This window comes from Vibrio tubiashii ATCC 19109 (assembly GCF_000772105.1).
Classification (GTDB): Bacteria; Pseudomonadota; Gammaproteobacteria; order Enterobacterales; family Vibrionaceae; genus Vibrio; species Vibrio tubiashii.
The window spans coordinates 1696468-1712570 of sequence record NZ_CP009354.1; the positions used below are offsets into that span (position 1 = coordinate 1696468).

The 16103-nt window shown below is 43.9% G+C and carries 15 protein-coding genes; 8 read left to right on the plus strand and 7 right to left on the minus strand.

Going from position 1 to position 16103, the window contains the following annotated elements:
• Positions 1–670 precede the first annotated feature (670 nt).
• The 3 genes from IX91_RS07695 to IX91_RS07705 form a co-directional block, all read right to left on the minus strand.
• The gene (locus IX91_RS07695) at positions 671–1357 is read right to left on the minus strand and encodes a hypothetical protein (RefSeq protein WP_004748926.1); all 687 of its coding nucleotides are present in this window, start codon (positions 1355–1357) and stop codon (positions 671–673) included.
• Positions 1358–1529: 172 nt separating this feature from the next.
• Complete coding sequence (locus tag IX91_RS07700; protein WP_174329879.1) at positions 1530–2084, minus strand: hypothetical protein; 555 nt, start codon at positions 2082–2084, stop codon at positions 1530–1532.
• A gap of 316 nt (positions 2085–2400) precedes the next feature.
• Positions 2401–3993 carry an ABC-F family ATPase gene (locus tag IX91_RS07705; RefSeq protein ID WP_004748924.1) on the minus strand — a complete coding sequence of 531 codons (1593 nt, stop codon included), beginning with the start codon at positions 3991–3993 and terminating at the stop codon, positions 2401–2403.
• 182 nt (positions 3994–4175) lie between these two features.
• Here IX91_RS07705 and IX91_RS07710 point away from each other — a divergent pair, with 182 nt between their 5' ends.
• Complete coding sequence (locus IX91_RS07710; protein ID WP_004748923.1) at positions 4176–4466, plus strand: hypothetical protein; 291 nt, start codon at positions 4176–4178, stop codon at positions 4464–4466.
• Positions 4467–4498: 32 nt separating this feature from the next.
• On the opposite strand, the gene IX91_RS07715 is transcribed toward IX91_RS07710, so the two are convergent.
• Both IX91_RS07715 and IX91_RS07720 read right to left on the minus strand, forming a co-directional pair.
• Complete coding sequence (locus IX91_RS07715) at positions 4499–6529, minus strand: sensor histidine kinase (RefSeq protein WP_004749506.1); 2031 nt, start codon at positions 6527–6529, stop codon at positions 4499–4501.
• Complete coding sequence (locus IX91_RS07720) at positions 6519–7967, minus strand: sigma-54-dependent transcriptional regulator (protein WP_004743685.1); 1449 nt, start codon at positions 7965–7967, stop codon at positions 6519–6521. The genes IX91_RS07715 and IX91_RS07720 overlap by 11 nt, the downstream gene beginning before the upstream one ends.
• A 259-nt stretch (positions 7968–8226) precedes the next feature.
• Here IX91_RS07720 and IX91_RS07725 point away from each other — a divergent pair, with 259 nt between their 5' ends.
• The 6 genes from IX91_RS07725 (at position 8227) to IX91_RS07750 (ending at position 13270) form a co-directional block, all read left to right on the plus strand.
• Positions 8227–9042, plus strand: coding sequence for a substrate-binding domain-containing protein (locus IX91_RS07725; protein WP_004743684.1), 816 nt, complete (start codon positions 8227–8229; stop codon positions 9040–9042).
• Between the two features lie 6 nt (positions 9043–9048).
• Positions 9049–9747, plus strand: coding sequence for an ABC transporter permease (locus tag IX91_RS07730; RefSeq protein ID WP_004743683.1), 699 nt, complete (start codon positions 9049–9051; stop codon positions 9745–9747).
• 9 nt (positions 9748–9756) lie between these two features.
• Entirely contained in the window at positions 9757–10488 is a 732-nt protein-coding gene (locus IX91_RS07735) for an energy-coupling factor ABC transporter ATP-binding protein (protein WP_004743682.1), read from the plus strand.
• 108 nt (positions 10489–10596) lie between these two features.
• Complete coding sequence (gene mobA, locus IX91_RS07740) at positions 10597–11181, plus strand: molybdenum cofactor guanylyltransferase MobA (RefSeq protein WP_004749505.1); 585 nt, start codon at positions 10597–10599, stop codon at positions 11179–11181.
• Positions 11181–12950 (plus strand): bifunctional molybdopterin-guanine dinucleotide biosynthesis adaptor protein MobB/molybdopterin molybdotransferase MoeA, encoded by a 1770-nt coding sequence (locus tag IX91_RS07745; protein ID WP_004743528.1) that lies wholly within the window; start codon positions 11181–11183, stop codon positions 12948–12950. Before mobA ends, IX91_RS07745 begins: the two co-directional genes overlap by 1 nt.
• A 59-nt stretch (positions 12951–13009) precedes the next feature.
• Positions 13010–13270: a DUF2960 family protein gene (locus IX91_RS07750; RefSeq protein ID WP_004743527.1), complete on the plus strand. Its 261-nt coding sequence runs from the start codon at positions 13010–13012 to the stop codon at positions 13268–13270.
• Between the two features lie 147 nt (positions 13271–13417).
• Here IX91_RS07750 and nagK read toward each other — a convergent pair whose 3' ends face one another.
• Together nagK and IX91_RS07760 are read right to left on the minus strand one after the other, a co-directional pair.
• Complete coding sequence (nagK, locus tag IX91_RS07755) at positions 13418–14326, minus strand: N-acetylglucosamine kinase (protein ID WP_004743526.1); 909 nt, start codon at positions 14324–14326, stop codon at positions 13418–13420.
• A 144-nt stretch (positions 14327–14470) separates the two neighbouring features.
• Entirely contained in the window at positions 14471–15211 is a 741-nt protein-coding gene (locus tag IX91_RS07760) for a tRNA-uridine aminocarboxypropyltransferase (protein ID WP_004749504.1), read from the minus strand.
• Between the two features lie 69 nt (positions 15212–15280).
• On the opposite strand from IX91_RS07760, the gene IX91_RS07765 reads away from it, so the two are divergent.
• Positions 15281–16069: a sterol desaturase family protein gene (locus tag IX91_RS07765; protein ID WP_004743524.1), complete on the plus strand. Its 789-nt coding sequence runs from the start codon at positions 15281–15283 to the stop codon at positions 16067–16069.
• Positions 16070–16103: the final 34 nt, after the last annotated feature.

Sequence of the window (16103 nt, forward strand, 5' to 3'; positions counted from 1 at the left end):
GAACACTGCGCCGTAAACACTTAACTCAACCCGAAGTGAGAGCGCCAAGCGTTGCGAATCACTGTTGAATTGTTTGTTATGTTTTACCACAAACACATGATTTAATTGAGAAAGAACTACTATTTCTGACTAGTTTTCTGAAGTAAACCACAAGGCTAGAACCAACTTGACCGCCAAAGGCGACCAACCAGAAACGAATAATTCCATTTCCCTACCCAATGAGGCAACCCGACTAAGCACCAACAAGCGCCCTATCTTTCCAACCAAAGCGCAAGACAATGACAGGTTGCCGAGACAACTGCCAAGGTAGAATGCCAATTCACTAAGAACCTCAAAGCGACTTTGGGCCAGTAAAACAAAAAGCCAACCGCCACGACCTGACAATGAAGCAACCCACGAACATTGACATGTTTTACGGGCTGAGAGATTCAAAAACTTAGGCCGACAATGCGGATTTGCTGAGTCTACTAGGGACGAATTGCCAGAGGGACAAAGAACTAGAGCCTGAGACATTTAAGCCTTTGAAATACAAGTAAACATAACGCCCTGCTAAGTGGCTAGCAACTCTTACCACCACACTTAAACTAACCACCGTAAACACTGCACCAAACGAGAACTAAAATTGCCGAGCGTTGATAGTCCGTCTTAAGCAGTTTGTTAGCTACGTACACTAGACTGCTGGCTCAATAGATAAAAGCAAAATCTCTCCATCTACGAAACCAACATTTACTTCAACCCCATCTAAACTCAAGTTGTAAGGTTTCTTCGCCTTGAGGCTTTCATAGATACTATGTAACAATTGCTTTGCGTTGGTCCCTTCCGTTAACTGAAAAATTGAACCAAGATACATATATTGAGTTAGTGCCACATCTTTAGCACAGTCTTCTATCCTATCGTAAGGAGATTTCAATTTAAGCTCAGCTACCATTTCACGCTTATTTTTCATAACCGTTAAAATATCTACTTTGGCACAAGCATTGGGGTAAATATATTCATATACCTTAAACTCACCCTCCGTCGTACCAATATAACTATTCAATTGAGACACCGTATCAATTCTAAGTTCATGTCCAATAGTGCCTTCAATATCTTTTATTTTGTTCAGTTCTTTTTCAAGGCTTAGTCGATCACTTTCACTAAGAGATGCTAAGTATTCTGAAACCAAAGACACCTTAACGTCTGATTTAGCTACCTGTAACTCAGGCTTAGCTGCGAATGCCAATTCATTATAATAGTTAAATAGATTTATGATGCTTACTTTTGTCGTTCTCACATCCGAGCGATTTTCATTTTCTGCTTGTGCATCAAAAGTCAACATTAGCAACGCTAATAGTATAGTTTTCAGTCCATTAGACATTTTTTATTATCCTTAACCTAATTTAATTTTCGGTGCATAAATGTAGCTAAACGCCCTGCTAAGTGGCTAACAACGCATAGCGCGATACTTAAACTAACCGCCGTAAACACTTTACCAGACTAGAACCAAAACCGCCGAGCGTTGATAGTCCGTCTTAAGCAGATTGTTAGGTTTATTGGCAAAGGAGTCTTATGTTTCCTGTCTTTTCATCATATTCATGATTTGGAATAAGCAGTGGTAGTTTTGACAACTCCAAACCTTTTGATTTTGCTCCCCACTTAACAGGCCTACCTGTCGTGTCATAGTAAACTTGATTATCGTAGTCGATAAAACCAGGCTGCCAACCATCGCCAAGGTAACTTAGGTCTTCTGATTCATCGAACAATTCTGGGCTAATCAGAGTTACGATCGCTCCATTAACAGGGCTGCGGTCCCAAAAAACAAAATACTCAGGAACAACTGAACGTTCTGCTTCAGAAACGTAATTGAGGGGATATTTGTCTTTAGGCCACCAAGAAGGATATCGTTCATCAAAAATATTACCACTATGTTTTTTAGCTTTAGCGGTTTCCACCCTACTTCGTCTGTAAACATTGACCCTTAGCTCTCCTTGCTGAACTCTCACCATTTGACCTGCTTCCAATCTATTTGATTGGATAATTGTCTCTGAGCAATATTCTGAAGTTACGGGATTACCATGCGCTATAAACGCAGTAAACACTCCCATCAATACTAGTAATCTGTTGATAATAACTCCTTAAAACCTAACAGTTCTTAGCTAGAACAATTCTATAAAAAACTACAGAACCAATCTGCGTTAAAACTTAAGTTCCCCTCACGTTACCAAACCAACTTACGAAATAACAGTTACTTACATCAAACATAGAAACTTACGAATCACAAAATGCAGAATTGTTCTATCTAGCATGATTTGCATCCTGCTTTCGACAATGTGTGTATTTATACAGTACCAATATTTGAACTACAAAAAAGCCCCGCATTAGGTAATGCGAGGCTTTCAGTAACCAGATTTGAAGCTAATCTTAGCCTACAATGCCACGCGCTTTTAGGAACTCTGCGTAAGTGCCTTTAAAGTCGGTAATCTTGTTATCTTTGATCTCGATGATACGAGTTGCCAACGAGTCTACAAATACACGGTCGTGAGATACGAAGAATAACGTACCTTTGTATTGCTCTAGTGCAGTGTTTAGAGATTCGATAGATTCCATATCCATGTGGTTGGTTGGTTCATCCATCAACAACATGTTTGGTTTATGCATCATAAGCTTACCTAGAAGCATACGGCCTTGCTCACCACCAGAAAGTACTTTTACTGATTTTTTGATGTCATCTTGCGAAAACAGCATACGACCTAAGAAGCTACGAATAACTTGCTCGTCATCGCCTTCTTGACGCCACTGTCCCATCCAATCCATAAGGTTTAGATCTTCTTCAAAATCAGCGGCATGGTCTTGCGCATAGTAACCAATATTAGAGTTTTCTGACCACTTGAACTCACCCGTGCGTGGCTCTAGTACACCCGCAAGAGTGTTGAGTAGCGTTGTTTTGCCTACACCGTTCTCACCAATGATGGCAACACGCTCACCCACTTCAAAGATCGCATTGAAATCGCTAAACAAATCGTCTTCGAAACCTTGGCTAAGGTTTTCTACGATAAGTGCGTTACGGAATAACTCTTTCGATTGCTCAAAGCGGATGAATGGGTTTTGGCGGCTTGATGCTTTCACTTCTTCAAGCTGAATCTTATCAATCTGCTTAGCACGAGAAGTGGCTTGTTTAGCCTTAGATGCGTTAGCAGAGAAACGAGCAACGAAGGTTTGCAACTCGGCAATTTGCGCTTTTTTCTTCGCGTTGTCAGACAATAGGCGGTCGCGTGCTTGCGATGCCGCTGTCATGTACTCATCATAGTTACCAGGGTATACACGCAGCTCACCGTAGTCTAAGTCTGCCATGTGTGTACAAACTGAGTTCAAGAAGTGACGGTCGTGCGAGATGATGATCATCGTGCAGTTACGTTGGTTTAGCGTCTCTTCCAACCAGCGGATAGTATCCATGTCCAAGTTGTTGGTTGGTTCGTCGAGTAGCATGATGTGCGGGTCAGCAAATAGAACCTGTGCAAGAAGTACACGAAGTTTCCAACCAGGGGCAACTTCGCTCATTAAACCGTAGTGTTGCTCTTCAGGAATACCAACAGCAAGGAGTAACTCGCCTGCTTTTGCGTCGGCCATGTAACCGTCCATTTCTGCAAATTGAACTTCTAGGTCAGCAACAAGCATGCCCTCTTCTTCGCTCATTTCAGGCAAAGAATAAATGCGATCGCGCTCTTTTTTTACTTCCCACAGTTCTTTGTAACCCATGATAACGGTATCAATCACGGTGAACTCTTCGTAAGCAAACTGATCCTGGTTTAGCTTCGCTACGCGCTCGTTAGGGTCATAACTTACATTACCACCTGTAGGGTCAAGCTCTCCGCTTAGAATTTTCATGAACGTTGATTTACCACAGCCGTTCGCACCGATAAGGCCGTAACGGTTACCTTCACCAAACTTAACAGAGATGTTTTCAAAAAGTGGCTTAGCGCCAAATTGCTGTGTGATGTTGTTAGTGGAAATCAATGTCGTTACCTATAAAATATGAAAAACCGCGCCACACTACTGTTTACTGAGACGAACTTCAAGTTTTGTTTTTCTCACATCGAATAAGGCGATTGTCTCAGTCATCTTATCTAACATTTTAAAGTTGGATTCAGGTTGCAGTTCTATATAATCGCTGACAGTTCCAACAACTAATCAAAACCATGAATAAGACACTTTTCTTGCTTGTTGCCTCAATGCCTTTTACTGCATCCTTTGCAATTGCCAAAAATACGTTTAATGCCAACCCAGTGTGGGGAAACGATACCTATGGGCATTTACAAACAGGTGACATCGTTTATCAAGATGATGAAATCATCTGCTTACATGGAAAATCGAATAAGTGCTACGACAAAAAAGTGATCATGGAGTGCGGAATGCCGCCCGAGTCGTTACCAGAAAAGCTCAAATATCAGGAGTGTAAAGACACCTTAGCCGAAGAGCCAAATAAGTAGAAAAACGGTCAGCATCATTGCTGACCGTTTTTTTATAGGTTCATAACTTTGAGCTGAGGTTCAGCGCGTTCGGGAAGGTAAATACTGAACTGGCTTCCTTTACCCCATTCAGAGTCAACTCTGAGTTCACCACCAGACTGGCTGAGAATACTTTGTGAGACAGAAAGACCTAAGCCGGTTCCATCCCGCTTAGTGGTGTAAAACGGTGAGAAGATTCGTTTTAGGTTCTCGGGCTTAATACCGCAGCCTTCATCTTTAACATGAATGACAGCACCACGAGTCTGCCCTTCTTCTACCCAGTCTTCGCTTGAGACGATTAGTCGACCTTTCCCTTGCATTGCATGAATACCGTTCATTTGCAGATTGACCAAAATTTGCAGTAGCTGATGGCGATTCACTTCAACGGATGCTTGCGCGTTTAACTCTGTTTCAAACGTCACTTCACGTTTCTTTGCACCTGTTTTAACCAGTGTAACGCTCTCTTCAATGATGGGATTCACACGCTGCCAAGTGATCTCATCCTGTACACCGCCTTGTCTACTGTACTGCAGCAGACTACGTGTAATATTGCGGATGCGGTCTATCTGCGCGTGAATTGCTTCAATCTCTTCTTTTACTCGAGATGACTCATCACCTAACTCAAACTGCATCAGTTCAACATTACCTAAGATCACAGCTGTTGGGTTATTGATCTCGTGTGCAATACCAGCAGTAAGCTCACCTAAAGCAGCCAGTTTTTCATTAACAACCAATTTGTCACGTGTCTGATTCAGTAGTTGGATATGTAACTCTAGCTCTTGCGTTTTCTCTTCGAGGCTCGCTGTTCGATCTTGGACTTTACACTCTAGTTCATTCGCAGCCCGTTGAATTTCATTCTTCCGCTGCCTAAGAAGGTCGAGCATGTTGTCGAATTGTTTGGCAAGCTGAGCAAGTTCATGCCCTTCGTCTAAGCCCAAAGGCCCAATGCGAGTCTCTTTGCCCAACTGAATCATTTTTACTACACGGTGAATGTGTTCAATCGGTATGAAAAGATCCCGAGAGCCTCGATAAACAAGCAAACTAGAGATAAACAGTAAGAAGAGCGTCGTAATAGAGATCTCTGCGATATTAGTCATGTAAGTGGTTACGAATGGCCACAACAAATACCCCGTATACAGCATACCAATCACGTTGTTGTACTGGTCATATAAAGGCTGATAGGCAGTGATGTACCATGCATCGTACACAAACGCTAAGTTTGTCCACTCATGTCCTTCTACCAGAACCGCTTGTTTCACTTCATCAGAAACGCGAGTACCGATGGCTCTACCTAGTCGGTCGTTACTGTCTAAAGGGACGTTGGTGCTAACACGTAAGTCATCTAAAAATACAGTCAAAGTGCCGACAGGGCGCAAACTATCTTGCTTTGACGGATAGATAAGATCACGAATCGTATCAACCAACACCGTACTGTTGTTAAGCAGTAACCCTCCATCTAAAAAGCCAATGATATCGTTGGTTTGGCTGCGGATAGGGATTACTGTACGACTCACTAGCCCCCTGCTTTCAACGGAATTGTTCTCGAGAATCGGCGTTTGAGCACGCTTAACTAAGTCATTGCCCAACTCAGCCAATTCCTGCTGAGTTAACACGTCGAAAAAGGATTCTCGATGAGTCAGATCCATAAATCTAAATTTATTTTCCATGCTGTCAACACGATGGAAACGCAGAAAATCGAGCTTATATTTTTCTCGTTGTCTCGATACCCAACTAGATAGATCCAACTCGCTGACTTCTTTGCTACGGACTCGTGAAACGAATTCAAAAGAACTTGCAAACGATTTAACATGATTCGCCTGCTTCTCTTGAATCAGTTCGATGCTATTTTCTGCCACGCCAAGTCTTTCAGACACATCAACTAATGCGCTTTGCCATGTGTAATGGATCGACCAATAAATGGTGATACCTATAAGCGCGACCAAAGTCAGAACGATAGGCGCAGAGGTTAAGATCATCAGGCGATAACGAACCATGGTTTTGAATCGATAACGCCATTTTGACCATAGAGAGGTGCTATTCGGCATAGCTCGATTCCTCGCTATCCCACTCTTTAAACTTACGCTCTAACGTTTTGCGCGCAACACCCAAATCTCGCGCAGCGGCAGATTTGTTGCCATCGTGAAAATCAACCAACTGTTGGATATGGGCTTTCTCAACTTGCTTTAGTGGCCAACTGTTTGGATAACCTTCGCCTTGATTAGACGGCGTTGTCAGTTCAATCACCTCTGCGCCACTTGAGACGGTCATGGTAACGGAAGGTTTTAATGTGTCGCCATGGATCTCTCGCCAGTAGTGCGCAGGTGGCTTACCAAGCAAGATGCAACGTTCAATAAGGTTTTTTAGTTCGCGGATGTTGCCTGGCCAATCGTACTCGTTCATTGCCAGAATATCTTCATGTGCCCAGTTTGGGTTTGGCATGCCTAGCTCAGATGCGAGCATTTTGGTGAAAAATGGCACAAGTTCAATCAGATCGGCTTTGCGCTCTCTTAAAGGCATGACATCAATTTTAAGGACATTAAGTCGATAGAATAAGTCTGCGCGGAAATTTCCCTTGTTAACCTCTTCTTGTAAGTTACGGTTGGTTGCTGCCACAACTCTAACGTCAACCGATATCTCTTTTTCACCACCAACTGGGCGGATTGTTCGCTGTTCTAAAACACGTAATAAGGCAGACTGCATTGCGAGCGGCATTTCACCAATTTCGTCTAAGAAGAGCGTGCCACCATTTGCAACACGGAACAAACCTTCACGGCTTTTCTTAGCCCCTGTAAATGCTCCGGCATTGTGACCAAACAGCTCACTTTCAAGCAGTTCAGGCGCAATTGCGCCACAGTTGATGGGTACAAAAGGCCCACTGCGTTGACTTGCTTCATGAATACCTCGGGCTACTAGCTCTTTACCCGTTCCCGACTCGCCCTCTACTAATACGGAGGCGCGTGACGGCGCAAACTGAGTGATGAGCTGCTTTAACTGTGCGGTCTTTTCAGAACCTCCAACAATGTCAGTCGCGACATGGCGTTTAAACTCATGACGCAACGCAAACTGGTGACGTTCTTCTAAGCGCTTATCAATACAGCGCTGCACGGCTTGCAACATTTGCTCGAGGTTGAACGGCTTAAGAATAAAATCAGACGCCCCTAGCTTGAGTGCGGAAATCGCGGTTTCTAAGTCTGCGTAGCCCGTCATAAAGATAATGTCGGCTTTTTTATCAGGGTCATTAAAAGCTTCTTCCCATTCGATTCCCGAACGCCCAGGTAAGTTGATATCCAGAACAATCAAATCGTAATGGTTAGCACTACGAAGCTGCTCAGCATCTTCTATACTCCCGACACAATCTACTTTTGAAAACCATTTACTCAACGCTTTGTTCAGTATGGTTTGCATTCCGATCTCGTCATCAACAACGAGAACGGAAAACGCTTGATATTGTGAAGCTTTATTAGGATCGAATGATGGAGGCATGATGACCACTTTTCATATAGGGTAATTGGGACAGAGTGTACCAAGTTTATCCGTTAACGCCTCAATAAATGTGAGACATTTTGTCCCCCATCAAGTTTTAACTAGGTAAGTTATTGATATTTCGTTTGAAAACTATCACATATTTTTGGCATTAAGATTGCTTTCTATGCATGCCGACTTATAACACGAATCTTATGGCATAGATTCAATATCTCTTAATTTGAATAGCCCAAATTATAGAAAACGGATTTATAACAATATGAAAAAACTCACTTTTACATTAGCAACTGCGTCTTTGGCTCTAGTTAGCTATTCGGCATCCTCGGCTGATAACTCTCACGTGCGTTTGGCAACAACGACAAGTACCTACCACTCTGGCCTACTTGACTACCTACTTCCTGAATTTGAAAAAGACACGGGTTACAAAGTCGATGTGATCGCAGCCGGTACGGGTAAATCGCTCAAAATGGGTGAAAACGGTGATGTTGATTTGGTCATGACTCACGCCCCGAAAGCCGAAGCAAACTTCGTTGAAAAGGGTTATGGCGTTCTACCTCGTAAGCTGATGCACAACGACTTTGTTATTGTCGGCCCTCACGCCGATCCAGCCAAAGTGGCAAAGCAGAAAGATGTCGCTGAAGTGTTTAAAAACATCGCCAATATGGATGCGACGTTTGTCTCTCGCGGTGATGATTCAGGTACTCATAAAAAAGAGAAAGGGATCTGGGAACAAACCAAAATGGAGCCAAATTTCGGTGGCTACCGTAGTGTCGGTCAAGGTATGGGGCCAACGCTCAACATGGCGAACGAAATGCAAGGCTACACCATGACTGACCGTGGCACTTGGCTCGCATACAACAACAAACTTGATCTCGAGATTTTGTTCCAAGGTGACAAAAAGCTATTTAACCCATATCAGGTCATCTTGGTTAACCCAGAACGCTACCCAAGCATTAATTACCAAGGTGCAAAAGAGTTTAGTGATTGGCTAGTGAACCCACGTGGGCAAAAACTGATTAACGACTTTAAACTTAATGGCAAACAACTGTTTGTTGCTAACGCAAACGAGAAATAGAACTCGATGAGCCTTTGGCAAACAACGCTAGATGCGCTCACACTATTGGTGAGCTTCGATAAAGAGCTTTGGGAGATCGTTGCGGTCTCCTTCAGCGTCTCTTTGTCCGCAATTTCAATTGTTCTTTTCCCCGCAATCATTTTCTCATTTGTATTGGCTTATACAGATTTTAAAGGCAAATGGTTGTTCCTATCATTGATTAATACGCTACAAGCAATTCCGACGGTTGTGATTGGTTTATTGCTATACATGCTACTGTCACGCGCAGGTCCTTTAGGCGACTGGCAGATGCTGTTTACTCAAAAAGCGATGATTGTTGGTCAAATGCTGATTGGTTTTCCGGTGTTAGTGTCAATGATGCACGGCGCATTGCAGTCTAGCGATCGAAGAGCAGTTGAAACCTCAATTACATTGGGCGCTTCTATACCGCGAATTATTGCCACCATGGTGTGGGAAACACGTTTTCCACTCTTGGCGGCAGCAATAGCGGCGTTTTCTCGCATTGTGACCGAAGTGGGTTGTTCAACCATGGTTGGCGGCAACATTATGGGAATCACTCGTAACATCCCTACAGCGATTGCGATGGAGAGCCACAAAGGGGCGTTCGCTCAAGGGGTTGCTTTGGGCATCGTCTTGCTTACATTGGCACTGGTACTAAACTTCATGCTGACTAGTATGCGCGGCAAAGGTTACTTAAGGACTTAAGGGCGCTGTATGACAATTAAGATCACGGCACTGCAACTTTCGATGCGCTTTAAAGAGCGTGTACTGTTCCACATCCCTACTCTCTCTATTGGTCCAAACGACGCTATCTACCTTAGAGGTGATAATGGCGTCGGCAAAACCACACTACTCAAGATCTTGTCTGGGTTAATGAAACCATCGACAGGAAAAGTAAGCGCACCGAGCGATACCTGGTTACACCGACTGTTTCCCCGCTCTGGTCGTAAAGGCGTGATCTACCTTCATCAGTCTCCGTACCTTTTCGACGGAACGGTTTATGAAAATGTCGTCTACGGTATCCGCTTCGAAAAAGATGCAGCAAAAGATAAGCGAGCTCAAGTTATCACTGCACTTCGCATGGTAGGCTTAGAAACTTTAGCAGACGAGCATATTTCAGTCTTGTCCGGTGGAGAGAAACAACGTGTGGCGATGGCACGGGCATGGATACTTAAACCTTCGATTCTTTTGATGGACGAGCCGAGTGCGTCACTTGACCAAGAATCGATTGAGCGTTTAGTGGTCATGGCGAAAGATCTTTTAGATCGCGGTTCAAGCTTAGTCATCACCAGTCACCAACAAAATGCATTGACTGAGCTTTGTAATAAGCAATGGGTGATTAGTGGCCTTGAGCTGAAAGAATACTCGAACAATGACTTTGAGCTAAATAATGTCGTTGTTTTGAAAGATAAATCATTAGATACAAAAGTAAGTAGTAGAGGATAGTCTACGACTAGCTGTAACACATAATGCACTAAGCCTGTGGGCTTGAAAGAGATAATAGATTTGCTAGAGTGCAAGCCCAATAACAAAATAATATCAGATACGACAACTATGCTTCATGCAAAAGAGACAAGCTGGGTAATTTTAGCTGGTGGTCAAGCAAGCCGTATGGGAGGGCAAGATAAAGGTCTTGTCTTACTCAATGATAAGCCATTGATCCAACACGTGATCAAAAGACTAACACCTCAAACTGAACGCATCTTGATTAATGCCAATCGCAACCATGAGGCATACCAGAAATTTGGCGAGGTCTTTTCTGACCAATTTCAAGACTTCCCTGGCCCAATGGGCGGTATTCATGCAGGACTCATCAACGCGCCAACCGATTGGGTAGGTTTTGTACCATGCGATAGCCCACAAATTAACCGTGATTTGGTAGAGCGCTTTTGCCAGTCGGTAACCAATAGCACCGACATTTTAGTGGCTCATGACGGTGACCATCAACAGCCTGTTTTCACCTTGTACCATAAGCGTGTCTTACCCAAACTGACCGCTTTTCTTGAGCGAGGAGATCGTAAGATCATTCTTTTATACAAAGAGTGCAACACTGAATATGTCGATTTTAGCGACTCACCAAACTGCTTTGTAAACTTAAATACCCCAGAAGAACTGGCCCAATTCGGAACCATCAGCTGATGACTTTAAATCTTCCTATCCCTATTCTAGGTTTTGCCGCGTATTCAGGTACGGGGAAAACAACACTGTTAGAAGCACTTCTGCCAAAGTTAACAGAAGCGGGTCTACGTATCGGTATGCTGAAACACGCACACCATAATTTTGATGTTGATAAAGAAGGCAAAGATAGTTACCGACTAAGAAAAGCCGGCGCTTCGCAAATGTTGATCTCCTCAAGAAACCGTTTTGCGTTAATGACTGAAACGCCTGAGCAGGAATCTGAGTTTGCCTATCTGTTATCACGCTTCGACACGGATAAGCTTGATGTTATTTTAGTTGAAGGCTGCAAAAACATCGCCTTTCCTAAGATTGAACTTCATCGCGCAGCAGTAGGTAAACCTTGGCTATACAACAATGATGACAACATCATCGCAATTGCGGCAGACTCAATTGTTGAAGATAGCGACCTACCGCAAATGAGCATCAATGATTTAGATGCGATCGCGCGATTTGTCACCGAGTATGTACGAAGCCAAGCAGAACCAAAGAAAAACGAAGCGGCTTGTTGTGATACTCTCTCCCCTGCTTTCCTATCAGTAGAGCAAGGACGCGAGAAGATTCTTTCGCTGGTTAACCCTGTACCTGAATCCGAATTATGCCCTATCACACAAGCATCTGGCCGGGTGTTATTTGAAGATATCATCTCTCCGGTCAACGTCCCACAATACACAAACTCAGCGATGGATGGCTTTGCAATTCGTGGTGAAGATGCCGATTTAGATAGCTTTGAAGTCGTCGCTGAAGTTTTTGCTGGTCACGCCTACGATCATTCGCTAGAAAAAGGTCAAGCGGTTAAGATCATGACAGGAGCCCCTACTCCAGAAGGTGGCGACACCGTCATTATGCGCGAACAAGCTCAACATAATGGTGACATTGTCACATTTTCTGCAAGCATCAAAGTGGGACAGAATGTACGACAGGCTGGAGAAGACTTAGCAATAGGCTCTTCCGTATTTACCACCGGTCAGCGAATCGCCTCACCAGAGATGGGAATGATCGCTTCACTGGGAATGGCCGAATGCAGCGTTTATCGCAAACTTAAGGTCGCCATTTTCTCTACTGGTGATGAAGTCCAAGACCCTGGTAGCGAGCAAAAGCAAAACTCCATTTATGATTCGAACCGTTTCACCATCATGGGGATGCTAGAGACCTTAGGCTGTGAGATTCTCGACTTCGGTATTATCGAAGATGATGAAGCCCTGATGATAGAAGCGTTAGAAAATGCAGCTTCACAAGCGGATGTCGTCATGACTTCTGGTGGAGTTTCTGTCGGTGACGCCGATTACATTAAACTTGCATTAGAGAAACTTGGTCAAATCGATTTCTGGCGAATCAACATGAGACCAGGTCGTCCGCTCGCCTTTGGTCAAATACAAAACAAGCCGTTTTTCGGTTTACCGGGTAACCCTGTCGCAGTCATGGTTTCGTTCATCAACTTTGTAGAACCAGCTTTAAGAAAAATGCAGGGAGAGCAAGGCTGGCAACCTCTTAAAGTTAACGCGATAGCCACAGAGAGTCTGCGTTCTCGCCAAGGCCGCACTGAATTCAGCCGTGGCATCTATGAACTCGATCATCGCGGTCAATTGACGGTTCGAACAACAGGCAAACAAGGATCAGGAATTTTACGCTCTATGAGTGAAGCGAACTGCTTGATTGAGATTTCACCAGCGATAGATACAGTTAAAGTTGGTGAAAGCGTGACAATCATCCCGCTTCAAGGCAGAATCTAGCCCACAGAGACGAGGTCAGCCATGCTGACCTCTTTAGTTTTATCGATTTGGAATTATTTATGGCTCGCACAATCCTCTATACCTACAAAGATGAAGAGAAAACGTTAACCTTCTCATACCAGCAACATCGCAACATTCATGAAGCGGTAGCTGAAGCTGAAGGCATTGATATCTCTGAGTACTTGAAAATGGAGCAACAAATCGAAGCGATTTCTGATACTAAAGCGGTACGTAATTACCGTGACAACCACTTTAAGAAGCTTGGCTTTGGGCGTATCACCCTTGAGTCCAAAACTAGACCCCATTTTTCTGAAAAGTGAAGTAAATAAAAGCTCTCTTTCGGCTGTGTATAGAATCACCCTGCAGCAAAAAGAAAACCTAGGGGTTGGAAAAAAGAACAAGTAATACCTATCGGGATAAATAAAAGGGCTGCAATCGCAGCCCTTTCTAATCTAATGTCAGTTACATTACTTAATGTTAAGGAATGCTGCACCACGTACGCCGCCTGAATCACCGTGCTTCGCTTTGATGATTTTAGGGCACTTCGCTACAGAAAGAAGGTACTTAGGTACGCGCTTTGGCATTTCTTCGTAGATTAGTTCGAAGTTAGAAAGACCGCCACCTAGTGCAACAACGTGAGGATCATTTGCTGTGAAGATGTTGGCAAAACAGATTGCAAGCAGCTCCATAAAGCGCTCTACATGCTCAAAAGCTTTCGCCTCTCCAGCTTCATAAGCTTTAATGATTTCAATAGCTTTCTTTTCTTCACCGAAGTAGTGTGCGTAGATCAGTTCAAAACCACGGCCTGACAGGTAACTGTCTAAGCAACCTTTTTTACCGCAGCCACAGCCTAGTAGCGGTGCATTGTCACCAAGGTGGAACCAAGCATCAATTGGCAAGCGCATATGACCTAGCTCACCCGCAACGTGATTTCGGCCAGAGAATACCGCGCCATCATAAATCAAGCCGCCGCCAAAGCCGGTACCAAGAATCAACCCCATCACTGACGGCTCATCTTTTAATTCTTCGTCCCATGCTTCTGAAAGCGCAAAACAGTTCGCATCGTTTTCAATTTTAACGCTACGGCCAATCTTAGCTTCAAGATCCGCGCGCAAAGGCTTTCCTTTTGCCGCAGGCACATTGACTGTTAGAACTGTCGCGTCATCGGCATCTTCCATACCCGGAAGACCGAGACCGATCTTGCCTTCGCAACCAAATTCTTGATCGTATTTGTTTACCAGTCTAGCAATGGTCTCAACCAAAAGTGCATAGTCATCCGTTGGCGTTGGTACTCGCTCAGTCGCAACTCGCTCTAGTTTTTCGTTAAATGCACCAAATTCAATCTTAGTGCCACCAACGTCAAAGCCGTAGTACATCTCTTCTCTCCCAGAAAAATAACTCAAAAATTGGTTTAATTGACTCATTATCCATATAGCTACGCCTACAAACTGTGATTTGGAACAGATTTAGCTCGGAGGCAAAGCCAACTGCGCAGCCCGTATACAACCAGATCGCAATAATTAGAGGGGTTTCTCGTTTCTCAGCTCGTCAATGAAACGATTCAAAGCTGGTTTTGCTTCATCTGGCCTGTTTCTCGTCTTACTGTTCATATAGCTTTCGCGAAATACGGCAAACCAACTCGACAAAGTTTGAGCCAGTTTTTCTTCACCAAACTGTTCAAACACTAAACTGGCTACTTCAGCGGTAGCAAGGTGCTGTTCGTTGTCTGAACGGCGCATCATGTATTGCGATACTGTATCCGGATTAATCGAAATTACAGGTAACGCATCTAAATACGGTGATTTGTTGAAGATTCGCCTTGCCTCTCGCCAACTGCCATCTATAAAGATCAATAGAGGCGTTTTCTCCTCACAAAACCTTGATGCTTCTTGTTTGATCAATCGAGTAGGTTCATTAACATATTCATCGGGGAATACAACAATCGGTTGATACTTGGGGTTATTGAGTAGAGCAAGCATCTCTGACGAAGGCTCAGTGCGGCTCCATTGATAGGCATAACCGTCTTTGACCACATCTAGAATCAAGCGACCTGTATTGCTCGGCTTAAACACTTCGTTTTCTGACAGTAGCAACATCGCCGCAACGCCACTCTCTATATCGGGTTGATGGGCACACAAACAGTCCTTTTCCGCAACTTGGCAGTACTTGCATCGAACAACTTTACTCCCCCGCGCAACAAAAGGCTTGGTTGAACGGTCTAAACGTTGTTGATACAGGTGATGAAAGGCATGGATTCTCATAGCGTATCGTAGATAATGAACAGGGTGAGCCAGTTTACTCACCAAACCAGCAGTTGCAAGGAATACACAATGCAAAATCCTGAAATGATTCGCTTGAGCTTTTTTCTTTCCGTATTGGTTCTGTGCGGGTTATGGGAGTGGTTAGCGCCACGCAAACAACTGACCCAAAATAAGCTCTACCGGTGGTTGAATAACCTAGGGTTAATCGCATTTAACTCAGTTTGCTTGAGCCTACTCATGCCTATTCTGGCGTTTGAATCGGCTATATACGCTGTAGACAACAGCTGGGGACTACTCAATCAATTCCAATTGCCTTTGTACTTTGAGATCATCATCTCAGTGGTACTGCTAGATCTCGCTATTTACTTGCAGCACTTGGTATTCCATCGCGTCCCAATGTTATGGCGTTTACATAGAATGCATCATGCTGACCAAGATATTGATGTCACAACAGGTACGCGGTTCCACCCTATCGAAATCATCTTATCGATGTGGATTAAGATTGGTTTAGTTTTGTCGCTCGGCATATCCCCTATTGCTGTTATCGTGTTTGAAATCATCCTTAATGCCAGTGCGATGTTCAATCACAGCAATGCCTATCTACCACTAAAGCTAGATAAGCTATTGAGGAGAGTGATCGTCACCCCTGACATGCACCGTGTTCATCATTCCGTCATTGAAAAAGAGGCCCATTCCAATTTTGGTTTCTTCTTGTCAGTATGGGATCAAGGCTTCGGAACTTACCGTGAACAACCCATTCTAGGGCATGAATCAGTAAAGATCGGTATCCCACTGTTTCAATCCAAACAGGAGCAGAGACTCGATAAGATGCTGACTCAACCATTCAGACAAGAATAAAAAAGGCGCACTGCGCTCCTTTTTTGTGTCATTT

Bases quoted from the DNA above. Each gene is read 5' to 3' on its own strand.
- IX91_RS07695 (WP_004748926.1), bottom strand. From the start codon at position 1,357: ATGTCTAATGGACTGAAAACTATACTATTAGCGTTGCTAATGTTGACT.
- IX91_RS07700 (WP_174329879.1), bottom strand. From the start codon at position 2,084: ATGGGAGTGTTTACTGCGTTTATAGCGCATGGTAATCCCGTAACTTCA.
- IX91_RS07710 (WP_004748923.1), top strand. From the start codon at position 4,176: ATGAATAAGACACTTTTCTTGCTTGTTGCCTCAATGCCTTTTACTGCA.
- IX91_RS07715 (WP_004749506.1), bottom strand. From the start codon at position 6,529: ATGCCGAATAGCACCTCTCTATGGTCAAAATGGCGTTATCGATTCAAA.
- IX91_RS07720 (WP_004743685.1), bottom strand. From the start codon at position 7,967: ATGCCTCCATCATTCGATCCTAATAAAGCTTCACAATATCAAGCGTTT.
- IX91_RS07725 (WP_004743684.1), top strand. From the start codon at position 8,227: ATGAAAAAACTCACTTTTACATTAGCAACTGCGTCTTTGGCTCTAGTT.
- IX91_RS07730 (WP_004743683.1), top strand. From the start codon at position 9,049: ATGAGCCTTTGGCAAACAACGCTAGATGCGCTCACACTATTGGTGAGC.
- IX91_RS07735 (WP_004743682.1), top strand. From the start codon at position 9,757: ATGACAATTAAGATCACGGCACTGCAACTTTCGATGCGCTTTAAAGAG.
- mobA (WP_004749505.1), top strand. From the start codon at position 10,597: ATGCTTCATGCAAAAGAGACAAGCTGGGTAATTTTAGCTGGTGGTCAA.
- IX91_RS07745 (WP_004743528.1), top strand. From the start codon at position 11,181: ATGACTTTAAATCTTCCTATCCCTATTCTAGGTTTTGCCGCGTATTCA.
- IX91_RS07750 (WP_004743527.1), top strand. From the start codon at position 13,010: ATGGCTCGCACAATCCTCTATACCTACAAAGATGAAGAGAAAACGTTA.
- nagK (WP_004743526.1), bottom strand. From the start codon at position 14,326: ATGTACTACGGCTTTGACGTTGGTGGCACTAAGATTGAATTTGGTGCA.
- IX91_RS07760 (WP_004749504.1), bottom strand. From the start codon at position 15,211: ATGAGAATCCATGCCTTTCATCACCTGTATCAACAACGTTTAGACCGT.
- IX91_RS07765 (WP_004743524.1), top strand. From the start codon at position 15,281: ATGCAAAATCCTGAAATGATTCGCTTGAGCTTTTTTCTTTCCGTATTG.